The organism is Microbacterium sp. Marseille-Q6965, assembly GCF_946151065.1.
Classification (GTDB): domain Bacteria; phylum Actinomycetota; class Actinomycetes; order Actinomycetales; family Microbacteriaceae; genus Microbacterium.
In genome coordinates, this window is sequence record NZ_CAMGZA010000001.1 from 1,106,312 (window position 1) to 1,123,295 (window position 16,984).

The 16,984-nt window shown below is 71.9% G+C and carries 15 protein-coding genes; 7 read left to right on the top strand and 8 right to left on the bottom strand.

Translation table 11 applies throughout. The features are described from left to right. Positions 1-243: 243 nt before the first annotated feature. Positions 244-540 carry a hypothetical protein gene (locus N8N77_RS05330; RefSeq protein WP_261165211.1) on the top strand — a complete coding sequence of 99 codons (297 nt, stop codon included), beginning with the start codon at positions 244-246 and terminating at the stop codon, positions 538-540. A gap of 6 nt (positions 541-546) precedes the next feature. Here the strand turns inward: N8N77_RS05330 and N8N77_RS05335 are convergent, their stop codons facing one another. After that, on the bottom strand, positions 547-1,032 hold the full coding sequence (locus N8N77_RS05335; protein WP_261165213.1) for a hypothetical protein: 486 nt from the start codon (positions 1,030-1,032) through the stop codon (positions 547-549). Between the two features lie 152 nt (positions 1,033-1,184). Here N8N77_RS05335 and N8N77_RS05340 point away from each other — a divergent pair, with 152 nt between their 5' ends. Both N8N77_RS05340 and N8N77_RS05345 read left to right on the top strand, forming a co-directional pair. Beyond that, complete coding sequence (locus N8N77_RS05340) at positions 1,185-1,559, top strand: YrdB family protein (protein ID WP_261165215.1); 375 nt, start codon at positions 1,185-1,187, stop codon at positions 1,557-1,559. Continuing rightward, the gene (locus N8N77_RS05345; protein ID WP_261165217.1) at positions 1,556-2,920 is read left to right on the top strand and encodes an FAD-binding oxidoreductase; all 1,365 of its coding nucleotides are present in this window, start codon (positions 1,556-1,558) and stop codon (positions 2,918-2,920) included. The genes N8N77_RS05340 and N8N77_RS05345 overlap by 4 nt, the downstream gene beginning before the upstream one ends. Before the next feature lie 16 nt (positions 2,921-2,936). Here the strand turns inward: N8N77_RS05345 and N8N77_RS05350 are convergent, their stop codons facing one another. The 5 genes from N8N77_RS05350 to N8N77_RS05370 all read right to left on the bottom strand — a co-directional run bounded on the left by N8N77_RS05350 (position 2,937) and on the right by N8N77_RS05370 (position 8,320). Continuing rightward, entirely contained in the window at positions 2,937-3,815 is an 879-nt protein-coding gene (locus tag N8N77_RS05350; protein ID WP_261165218.1) for an ROK family protein, read from the bottom strand. Further along, positions 3,812-4,768, bottom strand: a complete 957-nt coding sequence (locus N8N77_RS05355; protein ID WP_261165219.1) for a carbohydrate ABC transporter permease — start codon at positions 4,766-4,768, stop codon at positions 3,812-3,814. Before N8N77_RS05355 ends, N8N77_RS05350 begins: the two co-directional genes overlap by 4 nt. Next, positions 4,765-5,709 carry a carbohydrate ABC transporter permease gene (locus N8N77_RS05360; protein ID WP_261165220.1) on the bottom strand — a complete coding sequence of 315 codons (945 nt, stop codon included), beginning with the start codon at positions 5,707-5,709 and terminating at the stop codon, positions 4,765-4,767. Before N8N77_RS05360 ends, N8N77_RS05355 begins: the two co-directional genes overlap by 4 nt. A gap of 126 nt (positions 5,710-5,835) precedes the next feature. Continuing rightward, on the bottom strand, positions 5,836-7,098 hold the full coding sequence (locus N8N77_RS05365; protein WP_261165221.1) for an extracellular solute-binding protein: 1,263 nt from the start codon (positions 7,096-7,098) through the stop codon (positions 5,836-5,838). 73 nt (positions 7,099-7,171) lie between these two features. Further along, positions 7,172-8,320 (bottom strand): ROK family protein, encoded by a 1,149-nt coding sequence (locus N8N77_RS05370; protein ID WP_261165222.1) that lies wholly within the window; start codon positions 8,318-8,320, stop codon positions 7,172-7,174. Between the two features lie 133 nt (positions 8,321-8,453). Between N8N77_RS05370 and N8N77_RS05375 the strand changes: the two genes are divergently transcribed. The 4 genes from N8N77_RS05375 to N8N77_RS05390 all read left to right on the top strand — a co-directional run bounded on the left by N8N77_RS05375 (position 8,454) and on the right by N8N77_RS05390 (position 12,913). Continuing rightward, entirely contained in the window at positions 8,454-9,911 is a 1,458-nt protein-coding gene (locus N8N77_RS05375; RefSeq protein WP_261165224.1) for a beta-N-acetylhexosaminidase, read from the top strand. A 64-nt stretch (positions 9,912-9,975) separates the two neighbouring features. Then, positions 9,976-10,755, top strand: coding sequence for a glucosamine-6-phosphate deaminase (gene nagB, locus N8N77_RS05380; protein ID WP_261165225.1), 780 nt, complete (start codon positions 9,976-9,978; stop codon positions 10,753-10,755). A gap of 163 nt (positions 10,756-10,918) precedes the next feature. Next, positions 10,919-12,385 carry a L,D-transpeptidase/peptidoglycan binding protein gene (locus tag N8N77_RS05385; protein WP_261165226.1) on the top strand — a complete coding sequence of 489 codons (1,467 nt, stop codon included), beginning with the start codon at positions 10,919-10,921 and terminating at the stop codon, positions 12,383-12,385. A gap of 75 nt (positions 12,386-12,460) precedes the next feature. Next, entirely contained in the window at positions 12,461-12,913 is a 453-nt protein-coding gene (locus N8N77_RS05390; RefSeq protein ID WP_261165228.1) for a GNAT family N-acetyltransferase, read from the top strand. 208 nt (positions 12,914-13,121) lie between these two features. On the opposite strand, the gene N8N77_RS05395 is transcribed toward N8N77_RS05390, so the two are convergent. Together N8N77_RS05395 and N8N77_RS05400 are read right to left on the bottom strand one after the other, a co-directional pair. Further along, positions 13,122-14,936, bottom strand: coding sequence for an ABC transporter ATP-binding protein (locus N8N77_RS05395; RefSeq protein WP_261165229.1), 1,815 nt, complete (start codon positions 14,934-14,936; stop codon positions 13,122-13,124). After that, a complete protein-coding gene (locus N8N77_RS05400; RefSeq protein ID WP_261165231.1) occupies positions 14,933-16,840 on the bottom strand; it encodes an ABC transporter ATP-binding protein in 1,908 nt (635 codons plus the stop codon). The genes N8N77_RS05395 and N8N77_RS05400 overlap by 4 nt, the downstream gene beginning before the upstream one ends. Positions 16,841-16,984 lie beyond the last annotated feature (144 nt).

Here is a 16,984-nt window from a genome sequence, read left to right on the forward strand (position 1 = left end):
CTCGCGCGGCGCGGGGGCGGAAGGCCTTTCGGTGGCGAAAAGTCAACCCCCGTGTGCCGAACGCGCGCGGCGGAGACGATGGAAAAGTCCGCCGAAGCTGGCGGCACCTCGGCGCGGGCGGTGCCCGCCGAGGGGACGAGAGGAGTGGCCGCATGTCGAACGGAACGATCCCGCCCGTCGCCCCACTGGACGACCCCCTGCTTCGGGCGATGCTGGACGAGTTCGAGGAGGATGAGCACGCCGATGGCTGGTGACGAGACGCGAGACGAGACCGCCCGGGTGACCACGCCCGGCACGCAGGACGCCCCCCTCGAAGACACCCACAACACGAACGACGACGAGCGGATCGCCGGCATCGTCGCGCAGACCCGCGCCGACATGCTCGTCGACACCCTTCACCACGGCGACGTGCGCAGCACGCTCGAGCGCCGTCTCAGCGACGCCGGTCTCGAGGTGGATGACTCCGCGTTGGACGACCTGGTCTCCCGCGTCAGCTCCGACGAGGTGGATGTCACCGACCCCGGAGTCGAGCAGATCTGATCGGCGTCAGGCGTCGCAGTTCTGGCAGACGCCGCTCATGGGCAGCACCATGAAGCAGGTCGGGCAGACCTTCGGCGGTTCCTCCGGCGCGGACGCGGCGCGGGATGATGATGTCCGCGGCGCGCGGGCCGGGCGTTCGGGTGCCGCCGGCGCGGCGACCGGGTGCGTCACGCCCCATGCGCCATGGAACCGGCGGCTCGGCCAGCGCTCGACCTCGCCGAGGCGCCGCACGATCTCCTGCTCGGTGCGAAACCCGTTCGTGTAGCCCGGGTGCACCTCGAGCGCGGGCGAACCGCCGCGCCGCTCGACGCGGAAGTGCGTGGCGTAGCCGACGAATCCGGCCGCGTCGATGCCCTCGACGATGCGGCGGATGAAGTCCCGGTTTGCCGACGGCGTCCCGTGCCTCTGGAAGGCCTCGTCGAGGGAGGCGTAGCGCGTCGCCCGCCCGTCCTTCTTGCGGGTGGAGTCCGCCGGTTCGGGAGAGCGCGTCACACTTCCAGGGTAGGCGACGGCGCCGCGGGTCGAGGTCGTCTCGCACGGCGGCGCGAGCCGCAGGCCCATCGGCGGCGAAGCGACAACGGTCACGAGGCTGTGCGGCCTCCCCTCCCCGACCCCGCCCGGGACCGCGCCGTAGACTGGAAGGCATGTCCGCCCCCGCTCCGTCCCCCGGCAGCGGCGCCACCGCTCCGCGCATCACCGCGCTCGACGTGCTGCGCCTGCTCACCGAGATCGCCGCGTTCGCGATCCTGCTCGTGTGGGGCTTCCTGGCATGGCCGTTCCCCTGGAACATCCTCTTCGGGCTGCTCGCGCCGGCCCTCGCCGTGCTCTCCTGGGCCCTGTTCGTCTCGCCGCGCGCGGTCTTCGCGGTCCACCCGTTCGTGCGCGCGCTCGTGGAGCTGCTCGTGTTCGTCTCGGCCACGATGGCGCTATGGGACCTGGGCCTCGGCTGGGTCGGACTCGGCTTCGGCGTCGTCGCCGTCACGATCGGGCTGCTGCACGGCCGCCGCTCCCTGGCATGAGCGATGTCGTCGCGCTGCTGCGGGCGGAGCTCGGCGACCTCGTCGACACGACCGACGCGGCGCGAGACGCGGCGCGCGCCGACCGCTCCGGGCATGCGGCTCCGGCTCGGCCCCTCGCCGTCGTCCACGCGGAGGCGCCGGAGCACGTGCAGACCACGCTGCGCATCGCCTCGGCGACCGGCACCCCCGTCGTCACGCAGGGGGCGCGCACCGGCCTTGCGGGGGCCGCCAACGCCGGCGCCGGCGAGATCGCGCTGTCGGTGCGGCGGATGACGCGGGTGCTCGAGGTGCGGCCCGACGATCTCCTCGCCGTCGTCGAGCCGGGGATCCTCAACGCGGAACTGAACGCCACCCTGGCGGAGCAGGGGCTGTGGTGGGCGCCGGACCCCGCCAGTCGCGACATCGCGACGGTGGGGGGCAACATCGCCACGGGTGCGGGCGGGCTGCTGTGCGCGAAGTACGGCGTGGTCCGAGATGCCGTGCTCGGCCTCGACGTGGTCCTCGCCGACGGGCGGCTCGTGTCGATGGGGCACCGCAGCGTGAAGGGCGTGACGGGGCTCGACCTCACGTCGCTCATGATCGGCTCGGAGGGCACCCTCGGTGTGATCGTGCGCGCCACGCTCAAGCTGCGCCGCCTCGTGCCCGGCGATGTCTGCACCGTCGCGGCGACCTTCCCCGACGTGCGCTCGGCCGCCGCGGGATCCGCCGCCGTGACGGCGGCAGGCATCCAGCCCGCGATCATGGAGCTGCTCGACGCCGCGTCGCTGGAGGCCATTCACGCGCACCTGAGGCTGCCGCGGCCGACGCCCGGCGCGTCGCAGCTCACGGTGCAGACCGACGGCCCCGCCGCGCGGCCCGAGGCCGACGCCATCGCCGACGTGCTGCGCCGGGTCGGCGGCACCGTCGCCATCACGCACGACCGCGCCGAGGGCGAGCGGCTCCTGGCGATCCGCCGGGCCTTCCACCCGTCACTGGCCGCGATGGGCACCACCCTCATCGAGGACGTCTCGGTGCCGCGCAGCCGGCTGCCGGAGATGTTCGACGAGATCGCACGGATCGAGCACGCTTACGGCATCACGATCCCCACGGTGGCGCACGCCGGGGACGGCAACCTGCACCCCAACTTCGTCTTCTCCGGCAGCGAGGTGCCCGACCTCATCTGGCGGGCAGCCGACGAGCTCTTCCGCGCCGCGCTGCGCCTCGGCGGCACCCTCACGGGAGAGCACGGCATCGGCGTGCTGAAGTCCCGCTGGCTGGCCGACGAGCTCGGCGAGGACCAGTGGGAACTGCAGCGGCGGATCGCCCGCGTGTTCGACCCGCAGGGCATTCTCAACCCCGGCAAGGTCTTCGGGCCCCGCTGATCGTGCCTCGCCGGCATCAGCCGGCGAGCAGCGCGGCCCCCAGCGCCCCGGGGTTGGCGTCGGGCGGCAGCAGCTCGACGCGGTCCTCGAGGCGCAGCGACGACAGGAAGGGCGAGGCCGCCGCGCTCCCCCGCAACTCCGCACGAACCGCGGAGAGCAGCGGTTCGCCCACGCGCGAGACCCCGCCGCCCAGGACGACGACCGCCGGATCCACGGCGAGCGCCAGCACGCGGACGGCCGCGGCCGCGCCGCGCACGAGGTCGTCGCGGATCTCGACGGCCCGCGCGTCGCCCGCGGCCGCGGCGGCGAACACCTCGCGCACCGGGTGGTCCGTGTGGCGTCCCCAGCGGGCGGCGATCGCCCAGCCGGCCGCGAGCGTCTCGATGCAGCCCCGCTGCCCGCAGGGACACTCCCGCCCCCGCGGGTCGACCGGCACGTGACCGATCTCCCCCGCCGTGCCGTCCGCCCCGCGCAGCGGCGTGCCTCCGATGACGATGCCGGCCGCGATCCCCGTGCCGAGGTTGAGGTAGGCGAGGGGCGCCTCGCCGCCGCGCATGGCGTGCACGCCCAACGCTGCCGCGTTCACGTCGTTCTCCACCCGCACCGGCGCCCCGGATCGCGCCGACACGGCGGCGGCGAGGTCGAGGGATGTCACTCCGAGGTTCACGGCGTTGCGGACGATGCCGCCCTGCACTTGCCCCGGCGTGCCGATCCCGATGCCGGTGACGGAGCGCCCCTCGGCGAGCGATCCGATCGCCGCCAGCACCGACGCCAGCACACCCTCCTCGCCGCGGATGGTGTCGCGCCGCACGCGGGCGAGCACCGCCCCGTCTCCCCCGACGGCGACGGCCTCGACCTTCGTGCCGCCCACGTCCACGCCGACCCGCGCGGTCATCCCTTCACCGCGCCCGCCACGAGACCGCCCGTCATCCGCCCCTGCACGATGAGGAAGAAGATGACCACGGGGATGCAGATCAGGGTCGAGGCCGCCATCACGGCGCCGTAGTTCGTGGCCTCGGTCGCCGACTGGAACGAGTTCAGCCACGCCGGCAAGGTCAGGTTGTGGCCCTTCATGAGCAGCAGGGCCATGAGGAACTCGTTCCACGACTGCATGAACGCGAAGATGCCGGTGGAGACCAGTCCAGGCGCGAGCAGCGGGAAGGTGACGCGCCAGAACGCACCGGGCTTGGAGCAGCCGTCGATCTGCGCCGCCTCCTCCAGCTCGGCGGGCACGCCGGCGACGAAGCCGCGCAGGGTCCAGATCGTGAACGGGATGACCGCGGCGGTGTGCACCAGGCTCAGCCCCATGAGGCTGTTCATCAGGTGCATGTCGTCGATGAGGTTGTAGACGGTGAACATCATCCCCTCGCCGGGGATCATCTGCACGACGAGGATCGCGACGATGAACGTCTTGCGCCCGCGGAACCGGAAGCGCGCCAGCGCAATCGACGCCAGGAACGCCACGAGCAGCGCGGCCGCCACGACGATGACGACGACCGTCAGGCTCACGCGCAGCGCGTGGGGGAAATCGGTCTGGCCCTGGTTGGCGGGGCGCGTCCACGCGGTGATGTAGTTCAGGAGCGTCGGCTCACGGGGCACGAGCGACTGGTCGCGCGCGACGATCTGGTCACCCGGGGTGAACGACAGGTTGATCATCCAGTACACGGGGAACGTCGAGCACGCGAACACGACGAGCGCGATGAGGTTGAACCAGACGCGCGCCAGGGGCGTGCGCGCCGTGCCGACCGGCGCCTGGCGACGGCGCGCGGCGCGGGGCACACGGATCGCGACGGCGGTCTCGGGGTCGGTGACCGCGGCGGGAGCCTTGGGAACGAGGAGGGTGCTCACGACTCGTCCTCCTTCAGGAGCATCCGGATGTTGTACCAGCTGATGGCGAGCATGATGAGGACGAAGAGCATGCCGATGGCGCTGGTCGCGCCGAACTCGCCGATGCCCTGCCGGAAGAGGTAGACGGGCAGCACGTTCGTCTCGCTGGCGATGCCGCCGCGGCTCTGCAGCGCATACACCTGCGTGAACAGCTTCATGTTCCAGATGATCTGCAGGATGAGCAGGCCGCCGAGCACGGGGCGAACGGCGGGGAAGATCACGCCCCACCAGCGGCGCCACCCGCCGGCGCCGTCGATCTCCGCGGCCTCGATCGTCTCGCGCGGGATCTGCCCGAGGGCGGCGTAGCTCGTGAAGGCGACGAACGGGATGCCGCCCCACACGACGATGAGCGTGATGATCATGAGGAACGACAGCGGGCTGAGCAGCCACGGGTGGTTGTGGAAGGCGTTGCTCTGGGTGATCTCGTTGAGGGCCCAGTTCACGACGCCGTACTGGGTGTCGAAGATGAAGCCCCAGATGATGCTCGCGGTCAGGGGCGGGATGGCCCAGGCCAGCAGCAGACCGACCGACACGAGCAGGCGCATGCCCGTGCGCAGCTTGGTCATGAGCAGGGCCACGAGGACCCCGCCGATCATGATCCCGGCGGTGGTGACGACCATCAGGCCGAGCGTGCGCAGCAGCACGGCGACGAACTGATCGTCGGTGATGACGTCGAGGTAGTTCTCGAACCAGACGAAGTCGGGCAGCGTGCCCTGGATCTTGTGACGCACCTGATAGTCGGTGAACGACTGCCAGATCATCGTCACGAGCGGATAGCCCGACATCAGGCCGATGAGCAGGATGGACGGCGTCAGCAGCGTCCACGACGAGATCGCGTCGCGGCGACGGCGGCGCCTCTCGCGCTCCTCCCAGGAGGGGCGCGCGGCGGAGATCGTGGTCATGAAGGGCCCTCGAGTCGTCGAGCGGATGCGGTGGCGGTCGGGCGGGGAAGGGAGGGCGGCCGGGCGGGCGTTCGGGTCGCCCGCCCGGCCGGGGCCCGGCCGATGCGCATCGCCGGGCCCGGGTCGTCAGCCGTTGAGGATGTTCTCGATCTGCGCGTCGAGCTCGTCGGCGACGGCGGCGGTGTCCTCGCCCTGCGCGATCCGCGTGAGGGCGTCCTGGATGACGAGGCTCGACTCGACCTCGGCCCAGTTGGGCGAGGTCGGCACGCCGCGCGAGTTCTCCAGCGCCTGTGCCTGCGCCTGCGCGACGGGTGTGTCGGGCAGCTTGTCGCTGGACGACAGCAGCGCCGGGGTGAGACCGCCCTCGGCCAGGAGGTCCTGGTACCCCTCGGAGAGCATGATCTTCACGGCCTCCTTCGCCATCTCCTGGTTCTCCGAGAGGGCCGCCACGCCGAGGTTCGAACCGCCGGCGAAGATCGGCGCCGTCGTCCCCTCCTCCAGGCCGGGCAGAGCGAACGCCCCGAGGTCCTTTCCGTACGTGTCGGGGCAGCCCGGCACCTCGGCATCGGCCTCCGCGAGGATCGACCACTGCATCCACGCGGGAGCCGACAGGAACGCGGTCTCGCCGGCGCAGAACGGCACGTTCGCGTCGGTCTCGAGCGCGTCGGCCGGCGCGTTGTTGGCCTCGAGGTAGACCCGCTGCAGCAGCTTCAGGCCCTCCTGCGACTCCGGGCTCGAGAACTGCGCGTCCCAGGTGTCGCCGTCCTGCACGGCGATCTCGCCGCCGTGCGACCAGATGTACGGGAGCATGTTGTACCAGTCGCGTCCGGGCGCGTAGATGCCCGAGACCGTGTCCGTGCGGTACGAGATGCCCTGCTCCACGTACTCCTCGAGCGTGGTGGGCAGGTTCGCGCCGTCGACGACCATCGGCGAGTACATCACCACGCGGCCGCCCGCGTAGTACGGGGCCGCGTAGAACGTGTCCTCGTAGGTGCCCGCCTCGACGAGGCCCTGATTGAGCTCACCCAGGTCGCCCTCGATGTCGCTGAGGTCGGCGAACAGGCCCTGGTCGATGAATCCGATCGCCTGCGTGTTGCCGACCTCCACGACGTCGGGGGTGTCGTTGGACTGCAGGGCGGCCACATAGGTCTCGCCCACGTCGGCCCACTGCTTCTCCTCGAGGTTGAGGGTCCAGCCCTCGTTCTCCGATTCGAAGGTCTCGATGAGGTAGTCGCGGGCGGTCTGGGGCGTGTCGGTGCCCACGATCCAGACCGTGATCTCGCCGCTGGCGGCCGGCTCACCGCCGCCGCCGCCTCCTCCGGCACAGCCGGCGAGCACGACGGAACCAGCGCCCAGCAGGCCGATGCCCGCCAGTGCCTTCTTGTTCATGTGACGTTCCTTACTCGTTGGTGGATGGGGTGATGCGTCTGTTGCATCGGGGCGTCTTCGCCCCGTGAGGTCTCTAAGAGACCCCCAGCTCGCCGCGCAGGACGAGGACGACCGCGCCCCGAAGCACGATGTCGTCCCCCTGCGCGGACATCCGGACCTGCACGTCGTCGTGCAGGAAGGCGCGGGCGCGGAGCGTGGCCACGGCGGTCTCGCGCAGCACGCCCTCGAGATGATCTGCGGGCCCGGCCAACACGATCTCGGAGAGGTCGAGCGCGCCGACCACGGGGGCGAGGGCGATGCCGAGCCGCTCCCCCGCGTCGCGCAGCACCTCGTCGCGCGGGGCGCCGGCCGCGATCCTCGCGTCGAGCGAGGTGATCGACAGCCAGGACTCGAGGCAGCCGCGGCGGCCGCAGCCGCACTCGGGACCGCCGTCGGTACCGACCGTGACGTGTCCGATCTCGCCGGGCGAGAAGCGGCTGCCGCGTGCGAGCGATCCGCGGATGAACACGCCGGCACCCACACCACGGCCCACCGTGACGAGCATGAAGTCGTCGCCCGCGCCGCCGAGCGTGTGCTCCGCGAGCGTGGCCGCGTCGGCGTCGTTCGCGATGTGCACCGGCACGCCGAGGTCCTCTCGCAGCAGCCGCTCGAGGGGCATGCGCGTCCACCCGAGGTTCGGCGCCGTCAGCACGACGCCGTCGGGCGAGACGATGCCGGGCGTGCCGACGCCGGCCCCGAGCACCCTCCCCGTCGCGGCGTGACGCAGCTCGGAGGCGAGGGCCGTCACCGCGGCACGCGCCGCCTCCCCGTCGCGGTCGGCGGGACGGGGCACGGCGCGGCGGGCGATTACGGTGCCCGCGAGGTCGATCACCGCGCCGCGGTACTCGTCGGCCTCCGACAGGTCGAGGGCGATGCACTGCAACCCCTCGCGGTCGACGTCGACGAGGATCGCGGGCTTGCCGGGGCGCCCGCCGGGCCGCGTGCCGTGCTCGCGCACCAGCCCGGCCTCGAGCAGATCGGCCACGAGCTCCGACACGGTGACGCGCGTGAGCCCCGTCGATCGGGCGACGTCGGCGCGGCTCATCGCCCCACCGTGGAAGATCGTCGACAGCACGAGAGAGCGATTGTGGGCGCGGGCGTGCTCCGGGAGCACCTTGCTGCGGCCGGCCCGCCCGGCGGGTGTCGGCCGTGCGGCGATCGCCGCCACGCCTGGTTCGTTCATGTTTGTTACCAGACCTTACGAACCGCGCGCGCACAACCCCCGCGACCCGGTTTGGACGGAAAGTTTACAAATCCGTAACCAACGGGTGAACGGCGGCGGTCGGCCGCACGTCGCGCGTGCTACGTTCCCAGCCATGCCCCTGGCCCTTATCCCTTGGCCCGCCGCCGTTCGCGAGCTCGGCGGCCCGCCGCTGCGCCCCGCGCCGCCGGCCGACCCGGGCGATCGCCGCTCGCTCGCCGGGCTCCTCGCCGCCGCGGCGCACCGCGCGGACGACCCCACGATCGGCGCGGAGGGCTATCGCCTGCGTGTGGATGCGGACGGTGTCGCGATCGCGGCCGGCGACGACGCCGGCTTCTTCTATGCCGAGCAGACCCTCGCGCAGCTCATCGACGCCGACGCGGAGGGGCCGCTCCTGCCCGCGGTGGAGATCTCCGACGCGCCGCGCTTCCCCTACCGGGGCGTGATGCTCGACGTGGCCCGCCACTTCCACGGCGTGGAGACCGTCGAGGCCGTCATCGATCGAGCCAGCGCACTCAAGCTCAACGCACTGCACCTGCACCTGACCGACGATCAGGGGTGGCGGCTCGAGCTGGCCTCGCACCCCGAGCTCGCCGCGGAGGGCTCGGCGCTGTCGAGCCTGGGCGACGCGGGCGGCCGCTACTCGCCGGCCGACTACCGGCGGATCGTCGACTACGCCGCCGAGCGCCACATGATCGTCGTGCCGGAGGTCGACCTGCCGGGTCACACGCACGCCCTCGGCCTGAGCCATCCCGAGCTCGTCGCGGACCCCGTCGTCACCGACCTCATGCGCGAGGTGCACGACCTCTTTCCCGGGCAGGGCGAGCTCCCGCGGCGGGGAGCACCGTATGTCGGGATGGCGGTCGGCTTCTCGTCGCTGCGTGCCGATGCACCGGGGCTCGAGCCCTTCCTGCGCGACGTCCTCGGCGAGATCGCCGCGATGACCCCCGGCCCTTACCTGCATTTCGGCGGGGACGAGGCATTGGGAACGCCGCCGGGGGAGTACCACGCGATGGTCTCGCTGGCCGCGCGGATCGTCACGGAGACCGGCAAGACCCCCATCGCCTGGCACGAGGCGGGCGAGGCCGACCTGCCGCCCGGCACGGTCGGTCAGTACTGGGGCTACGTGACGCCCACCGAGGGGCACGACGACAGCGCCCGCGCCTTCGTCTCGCGCGGCGGGCGGATCATCCTCTCCCCCGCGAACGCGATCTATCTCGACATGAAATACGACGACGAGACCCCGGTCGGCCTGACGTGGGCCGACGGGCCGACGAGCGTGGAACGCTCGTACCGCTGGGATCCCGCCGACGTGGTGGCGGAGGTGCCCGAGTCCGCGATCCTCGGAATCGAGGCCCCGATGTGGACCGAGACCGTGCGCGACCTCGCCGACATCGACCTGCTGATGTTCCCGCGGGTGTGTTCCGCGGCGGAGGCGGGGTGGTCCCCGCGGCTGGGCAGCACCCCGCAGCGCTCCTGGGAGGCGTTCCGCGAGCGGGTGGCGCGCATGGCGCCGCTGTGGGCAGAGGCGGGCATCGGCTTCCACCGCGCCGCGGGGATCGCGTGGCGCTGAGCGCGGCTCCGCTCCGTGAGAGGATCGACCGGGCGGCGGAGGCCGCCTCGACGGAAGGGGTGCGATGGCAGAGGTCGTGATCGTCTCCGACAAGGAGGAGGCGGGCCGGATCGTGGCCGAGGCGATCGCGCGGCGGGTGCACGCCCGGCCGGACACCGTACTCGGCCTGGCCACGGGGTCCACGCCCCTGCCGGTCTACGAATCGCTGCGCGAGTCGCTCGCGGGGGCCGACGTGTCGCGCGTGCGCGGGTTCGCCCTGGACGAGTACGTCGGGCTCGACCCCGCCCACCCCGAGAGCTACCGCTCGGTCATCGCCCGCGAGGTGGTCGAGCCGCTCGGCCTTGACCCCGACCGCGTGCACGTGCCGAGCGGTGCGCTGGAGGGCATCGAGACCGCGGGCGAGCGGTACGAGGCGGCGATCGCCGCGGCGGGCGGCATCGAGCTGCAGGTGCTCGGCATCGGCACCGACGGGCACATCGGCTTCAACGAGCCCGGGTCCTCCTTCGCGTCGCGCACCCGGGTGAAGACGCTCACCCGGCAGACGCGTGAGGACAACGCCCGGTTCTTCGACTCGATCGACGACGTGCCGATGCACTGCATCACGCAGGGGCTCGGGACGATCCTCGAGGCGCGTCAGCTCGTGCTGCTGGCGTTCGGCGAGGGCAAGGCCGAGGCGGTGGCCGGCGCGGTCGAGGGCCCGCTCACCGCGTCGCTGCCCGGGTCGGCCATTCAGCTCCACCCCCGCGCAACCGTCGTGGTCGACGAGGCCGCGGCGGCGCGGCTGCGCTACGCCGACTACTACCGCTATACCTACGCGAACAAGCCGGAGTGGCAGCGGATCTGACCATGCCGCCCCGGGCAGATCGGGGCACCCCTGCGGGATCGACCCGAATCGAGGCGATTTCGTGATCGCTTCCCCCTGCCGCGGCCCCGGCGCGCCACCCTACGATTGACCGACCGGTGCACTTTCGCGCGCCACGCGCGGCGGCGGACCACGAGGGGGACACATGACCGACCTGGCGACCAAGCCGATCGACGGCGAGCAGCCGCTCGAGGGCGAGCACCCGATCGAGGGTGTCGCGGGCAGCGGGCTCGACGCGGATCCGGAACGTCGTCGCAGCAGGAAGGGCCTGTGGCTGGGCATCGGCATCCCCGCCGGCGCCGTGGTGGCCGCGGCGGCCTTCGCCTGCGCGATCCTCATCGCACCGGGCGTGGTCGTCGCCGGCACCCCCGTCGGCTTCCACACCGTGGGGACGGCGTCCGACGCCATCGCCCAGCGCGTCGCGGAGGCGGAGATCACCGTCGACGGCGTCACCCTCACCGGCGCCGAAGTCGGCGCGTCGGTCGACGCGAAGGCCGCCGCCGAGGAGGCGTCCGCGGCGCACCCGCTGTGGAACGTCGGGGCGTGGAGCCCCGAGCCGATCGACGCCCCGGTCGTCATCGACGCCGAGCGCGCGGCGGACGCGCTCCGCGGTGTCGCGCCCGGCCTCTTCGCCGACCCGGTGAACGCGGACGTGACCTTCGACGGCGAGACCTTCGTCGCCGTGCCCGCCGAGCCCGGGTCGGGGCCCGATCTCGACGCGCTCGCGGAGGACCTTTCCGCGGCCCTCGCGGCCGGCGAGCGGGAGATCGCCGTCTCGGTCGCGACGACGGAGGTGTCCGCCCCGGTGACCACGGAGGCTGCGGAGGAGTTCGCCGCGTCCCTGAACGAGCAGGCGGCCACCGCCGGCTTCTACCTCGAGGACACCCGCGCGGAGGAGCTGCCGCTGGCGACCATCGCCGGCTGGGTCACCCCGCAGGCCGACCCGGAGACGGGAAGCTTCACGCTCACCGCCGACACCGCCGCGATCGAGGCGGCCATCGCGGACCTGCCGGCCCGCGTGAACCGCGACGTCGTCGACGCGAAGGTCGTCACCAACGCGGCCGGCGAGCACCTGCACGAGATCCAGAAGGGTCAGGACGGCTTCGGCATCACGAGCACGGACGGTCTGCCCGCGCAGATCGCGGAGTCGCTCGCGCAGGGCGACCTGAGCTTCGAGCTGCAGGGCGAGGTCGTCCCCTTCGAGACCCAGGAGCTGTTCCGCCGCGTCGTCGTCGACAAGAGCGACGGCATGACGTACATGTACGAGAACGAGCAGCTCGTGGCCTCGTACCCCATCGCGCTGGGCACGGGTGGTCCGTACGAGACCCAGAACGGCACCTTCACCGTCTACGGACAGCTGACGATCCAGCACATGGGTTCGTGCGACGCGCAGGGCAACTTCGTGCCCGGCGGCCGCTTCGACTACTGCACCGGCAACGTGCCCTGGGTGACGTACTTCAACGGCGACCAGGGCTTCCACGGCACCTACTGGCACAGCAACTTCGGCCCGGGTGCGCGCATGAGCCACGGCTGCGTGAACATGACGGTCGGCGCGGCCGAGCACATGTACCGCTTCGCCCAGGTCGGCACGCCGGTCACCGTGCAGAACTGAGCGCGCGCGGCGCGCGGCGTCGGGCTCCCAGGAACTCATCGCCCGCACGGCTGCCCCGTGCCCTACCCTGTGGTTATGTCGGACCTGCGTCTTGAGGAGCTCTCCGCCGCGACGATCGTGGCGGTCAACAACCTGTCGCTGCGTCCGGGGCAGGAACAGTTCCTCGCGCCGGTCTCGTACGGCATCGCCGGGACGGTGCTCGATCCCCGCACCACGTGGCAGCGCGTGGTGCTCGACGGCGACGAGGTGGTGGGCTTCATCAGCGCCAGCTTCGACGCCGAGTCCCCGGTCGACCACTTCGACTCGGTGCTGTGGCGCATCAACGTCGACGCCGATGATCAGGGGCGCGGCATCGGGCGTTTCGCCGTCGAGGCGCTCGTCGGGGAGGCGCGCGCCCGCGGACTCGACCACATCAACGTCATCTATGAGCCCGGCGAGGGCGGCCCCGAGGCCTTCTTCCTCCGTGTCGGGTTCTCACCTGTCGGGGAGACGGAGTACGGTGAAGTGGTCGCTGAGATCCGCATCTGATCGCGCCGACACCTCTTCCCCCGCTTCAGGCCACGCATCGGCGCGTGCCCTGGCACGAGCAGGCGGCGGGGTCTCGTATCCCCCTCCCCCAACGAGACTCCGTCGCCGCTTTCTTCCCTGAGCACCTCGCCGGTCGCCGCCTGCGCAGAAGCCGGCGCGGGGTCGCCCGCGGGCGGGCGCCGGACGACAACGCCTGCCCGCCGCGCGGCTAGACGAGCGACTGCTTCCAGGCCGCGTGCAGCTGCGCGAACTTCCCCGTGCCGGCGATGAGGGCGTCCGGGGTGTCGTCCTCGATGATCCGGCCGTGCTCCATCACGAGCACGCGGTCGGCGATCGCGACCGTCGACAGGCGGTGCGCGATGATGATCGCCGTGCGGTCCGCCAGCAGCGTCTGCAGCGCATCCTGGATCATCCGCTCCGACGGGATGTCGAGCGAGGCGGTCGCCTCGTCCAGGATCAGCACCGCCGGATCGGCGAGGAACGCGCGCGCGAACGAGATCAGCTGACGCTGCCCGGCCGACACGCGACCGCCCCGCTTGTTGACGTCGGTGTGATAGCCGTCCGGCAGCGAACGGATGAAGTCGTCGGCGCCGACGGCCTTCGCCGCGGCGACGATCTCGTCGAGCGACGCCTCGGGCCGGCCGAGGGCGATGTTGTCGGCGACCGTGCCGCTGAAGAGGTAGGCCTCCTGCGTGACCATCACGACGGCGCGGCGCAGGTCGCGCTGGTCCAGCTCGCGCAGGTCGATGCCGTCGAGCGTGACGCGGCCCTCGCGGGGGTCGTAGAAGCGCGAGACGAGCTTGGCCAGCGTCGACTTGCCCGCGCCCGTCGTGCCCACGAGGGCGACCGTCTGACCCGCGGGGATGTCGAGGGTGAACTCCGGCAGGATGGTGCGACCGCTGGAGTACCCGAAGGTCACCCCGTCGAGCCGCAGGTGTCCGCGCGCGCTCTCGAGCGGGCGCGGGCTCTCCGGGTCGGGCACGGTGGGCTCCACCTCGAGCACGCCCGACACCTTCTCGAGCGCGGCCGCCGCCGACTGGAACGAGTTCAGGAAGATGGCCACGCCCTGCAGCGGCAGGAAGAAGTTCCGGGTGTAGAGAACCACCGTCAGCAGCGCGCCGACCGTGAACTGCTCCCACGTGATCCGCACGCCGCCCCACAGCACGACGAGGCCGATGGCGAACGCCGAGATCGCCATGAGGCCGGGCTCGAAGATCCCGAAGAGGCGGATGGAGCGCATGTTCACATCGCGGTAGTCGCCGGCCAGCCGGCCGAACTCGACCTCGTTGCGATCCTCGGCGCGGAACGCCTTGCCGGCACGGATGCCCGTCATCGTCTCGACGAACTTCACGATGAGCTTGGCGCTCGCCACGCGCGAGGAGCGGTACGCCTCCTGCGAGCGCAGGTAGAACCAGCGCATCAGGAAGGCCAGCGGGACGCACGCCACCAGCAGGATGACGCCCGACTGCCAGTCGAAGATGCTCAGCGCGATGAACGTGAACAGGCCGTAGAGCACGCCGTTGATGAGGTCGGTGAGGCCACCCCCCAGCAGCTCCCGGATCGTGTCGAGGTCGCTCGTCTGGCGCGAGATGATCCGGCCCGACGTGTAGGTCTCGTGGAACTCGAGGCTGAGCCGCTGCGTGTGCCGGAACATGCGGGTGCGCAGATCGAGCAGCACGCTCTGCGTGACGCGGGCGGTGAGGATGTCGTACCACATCAGCAGCGCCGCGCCGGCCACGGCCGTGACGACATAGAGCCCGACGATCGTCCAGGCCGCCGCCCACTCCCCCTCGCCCGTGACGGCGGGCAGTGCGGTGTTGAGGCCGAGGCCCAGCAGCGCCGGCCCGAGCACGCGCAGGCCGGTCTGCGCGATCACGACGACCGCCACGCCCACGACGCGCCACTTCAGCGGCGCGAGCAGCGACGCCAGCAGCCGCAGGGAGCGCTGACGGATCGCCCGCGACTCCTCGCGCGTGTAGTCGGTGCGGTCCTCGCCGCTGACCCCGTGCACCGTGCTGCTCATCGCTGAGCTCCCTTCTCCGGCGCGCCCGCTTCTCGCTCGGCCAGCGCCTCCTGCACCGCCATGAGGTCGAGCTCGGCGGTCGGGTTCGGCGACATCATGAGCTCCCGCTCCTGCTGCTCCTCGCGCTCGAAGCTCGAGATCACCGCGCGGTAGTGCGCGCTGCGCACCATGAGCTCGGAGTGCGTGCCGACCGCGGCGATGCGCCCGCCCTCCAGCAGGGCCACACGATCGGCGAGCGCGACCGTGGACGGCCGGTGCGCCACGATGAGCGCGGTGGTCGTGCTCAGCACGGTGCGCAGCTCGGACTGCACCCGCTCCTCCGTCTCGACGTCGAGCGCCGACAGCGGGTCGTCCATCACGAGCACCGCGGGGCGCGCCGCGACGGCGCGCGCGAGCGCGAGCCGCTGCCGCTGGCCGCCCGAGAGACTCATCCCCTCCTCACCGATCTGCGTCTCGACGCCCTCCGGCAGGTCGTCGACGAAGCCCGCCTGCGCCACCCGCAGCGCCTCGCGCAGCACCGCCTCGGCCTCCGGCGACGACGGGTCGAGGTCGTCACGCCCGAGCAGCACGTTCTCGCGCACCGTCGCGGAGAAGAGCGTGGCGTCCTCGAACGCCGTGGCGATGAGCCGGCGCAGCTCCTCCAGGCGCAGGTCGCGCACGTCCACACCGTCGAGCGTCACCCGACCGCCCGTGACGTCGTACAGCCGCGTGGGCAGCGTCGTGAGCGTCGTCTTGCCCGACCCCGTCAGACCGACCAGCGCCATGGTCTCGCCCGGCTCGAGGGCCAGGTCGATGCCGTTGAGCAGATCCGGCTCCGCCTCGCCGGCGTCCTGGTACCGGAAGTGCACGTCCTCGAAGGCCAGTGCCCCGCGCGGGGCCTCGACCGTCGCCGGGCGCTCGGGATCGGTGATCGTGTTGCGGGCGTCGAAGACCTCGAAGATGCGATCGGTGGCGGTGCGCGCGTCAAGCAGGAACGAGAACAGGAATCCGATCGACTCCAGCGGCCAGCGCAGCGTCGCGGCCATCGCGAAGAACGCCACCAGCTCGGGGACGCCCACCTGTCCGTCGGCGGCGAGCCAGATGCCGATCAGCAGGCTGGCCGCGAACGACAGCTCGGGCATGAGCACGAGCCAGAAGTCGATCACGCCGATCGAGCGCGCCTTGCGCATCTCCGTCTCGCGCAGGCTCTCGGCCTGGCGCGTGAAGCGGCGCAGCGCGTGCGCGCCGCGCCCGAACGCCTTCAGCACCCGGATGCCGTGCACGCTCTCCTCGACGCTCGTGGCGAGGTCGCCCTGCTGGTCCTGGCTCTGGCGGGAGAGCGAACCGTAGGTGCGCTCGAACAGGAAGCCCTGGATCCACATCGGGATGGCCGAGACGACGAAGACCGCTCCGAGCATCCAGTGCCACTGGAACAGCAGCACATAGCCGATGACGATCGTCAGCAGGTTGACGACGAGCATGATGAGGCCGAACGCGGTCCACCGGCGGATGAGGCCGAGGTCCTGCATCATGCGGCTGAGCAGCTGCCCGCCCTGCCAGCGGTCGTGGAACTCCACCGGGAGGCGCTGCAGCCGGTCGTAGAAGGCGCGACGGATGGAGTACTCCACGGTGGTGGCGGGGCCGACGACGAGCCAGCGCCGCAGGTAGACGAGCGCGGCCTCCGTGAGCCCGAGCCCCAGCACGAGCGCCGCGCCGAACACGACCGCGCTCGTCTCGCGTGACGCGATCGGCCCGGCGACGACCCACTCCAACACGATCGGGATCATGAGGGCCGCGAGTGCGGCCCCGAGGGCGCTCAGCGCGCCGAGGCCGAGGCGCGGCAGCACCGGCCGCGCGAAGGTGAGCAGGCGCGCCAGGGCGCGCGGCGTGGGCAAGCGCTCGGGGGAAGGCGTGGCGGAAGACATGATCCTCGAGGTGAGAGGGCGCCGGGGCGCGAGACGGGCCGCCGCGATGCGGCGGCGCCCGGGTCGCGAATGCGACAGCCCTTCAGACTATGACGGCGCGATCGGCCGCTGCAAGACCGATCCCGCATCGCCGGTCGATCGATG

Coding starts and splice junctions, on each gene's coding strand:
- N8N77_RS05330 (WP_261165211.1), top strand. CDS start 244: ATGGCTGGTGACGAGACGCGAGACGAGACCGCCCGGGTGACCACGCCC.
- N8N77_RS05340 (WP_261165215.1), top strand. CDS start 1,185: ATGTCCGCCCCCGCTCCGTCCCCCGGCAGCGGCGCCACCGCTCCGCGC.
- N8N77_RS05345 (WP_261165217.1), top strand. CDS start 1,556: ATGAGCGATGTCGTCGCGCTGCTGCGGGCGGAGCTCGGCGACCTCGTC.
- N8N77_RS05350 (WP_261165218.1), bottom strand. CDS start 3,815: ATGACCGCGCGGGTCGGCGTGGACGTGGGCGGCACGAAGGTCGAGGCC.
- N8N77_RS05360 (WP_261165220.1), bottom strand. CDS start 5,709: ATGACCACGATCTCCGCCGCGCGCCCCTCCTGGGAGGAGCGCGAGAGG.
- N8N77_RS05365 (WP_261165221.1), bottom strand. CDS start 7,098: ATGAACAAGAAGGCACTGGCGGGCATCGGCCTGCTGGGCGCTGGTTCC.
- N8N77_RS05370 (WP_261165222.1), bottom strand. CDS start 8,320: ATGAACGAACCAGGCGTGGCGGCGATCGCCGCACGGCCGACACCCGCC.
- N8N77_RS05375 (WP_261165224.1), top strand. CDS start 8,454: ATGCCCCTGGCCCTTATCCCTTGGCCCGCCGCCGTTCGCGAGCTCGGC.
- nagB (WP_261165225.1), top strand. CDS start 9,976: ATGGCAGAGGTCGTGATCGTCTCCGACAAGGAGGAGGCGGGCCGGATC.
- N8N77_RS05385 (WP_261165226.1), top strand. CDS start 10,919: ATGACCGACCTGGCGACCAAGCCGATCGACGGCGAGCAGCCGCTCGAG.
- N8N77_RS05390 (WP_261165228.1), top strand. CDS start 12,461: ATGTCGGACCTGCGTCTTGAGGAGCTCTCCGCCGCGACGATCGTGGCG.
- N8N77_RS05395 (WP_261165229.1), bottom strand. CDS start 14,936: ATGAGCAGCACGGTGCACGGGGTCAGCGGCGAGGACCGCACCGACTAC.
- N8N77_RS05400 (WP_261165231.1), bottom strand. CDS start 16,840: ATGTCTTCCGCCACGCCTTCCCCCGAGCGCTTGCCCACGCCGCGCGCC.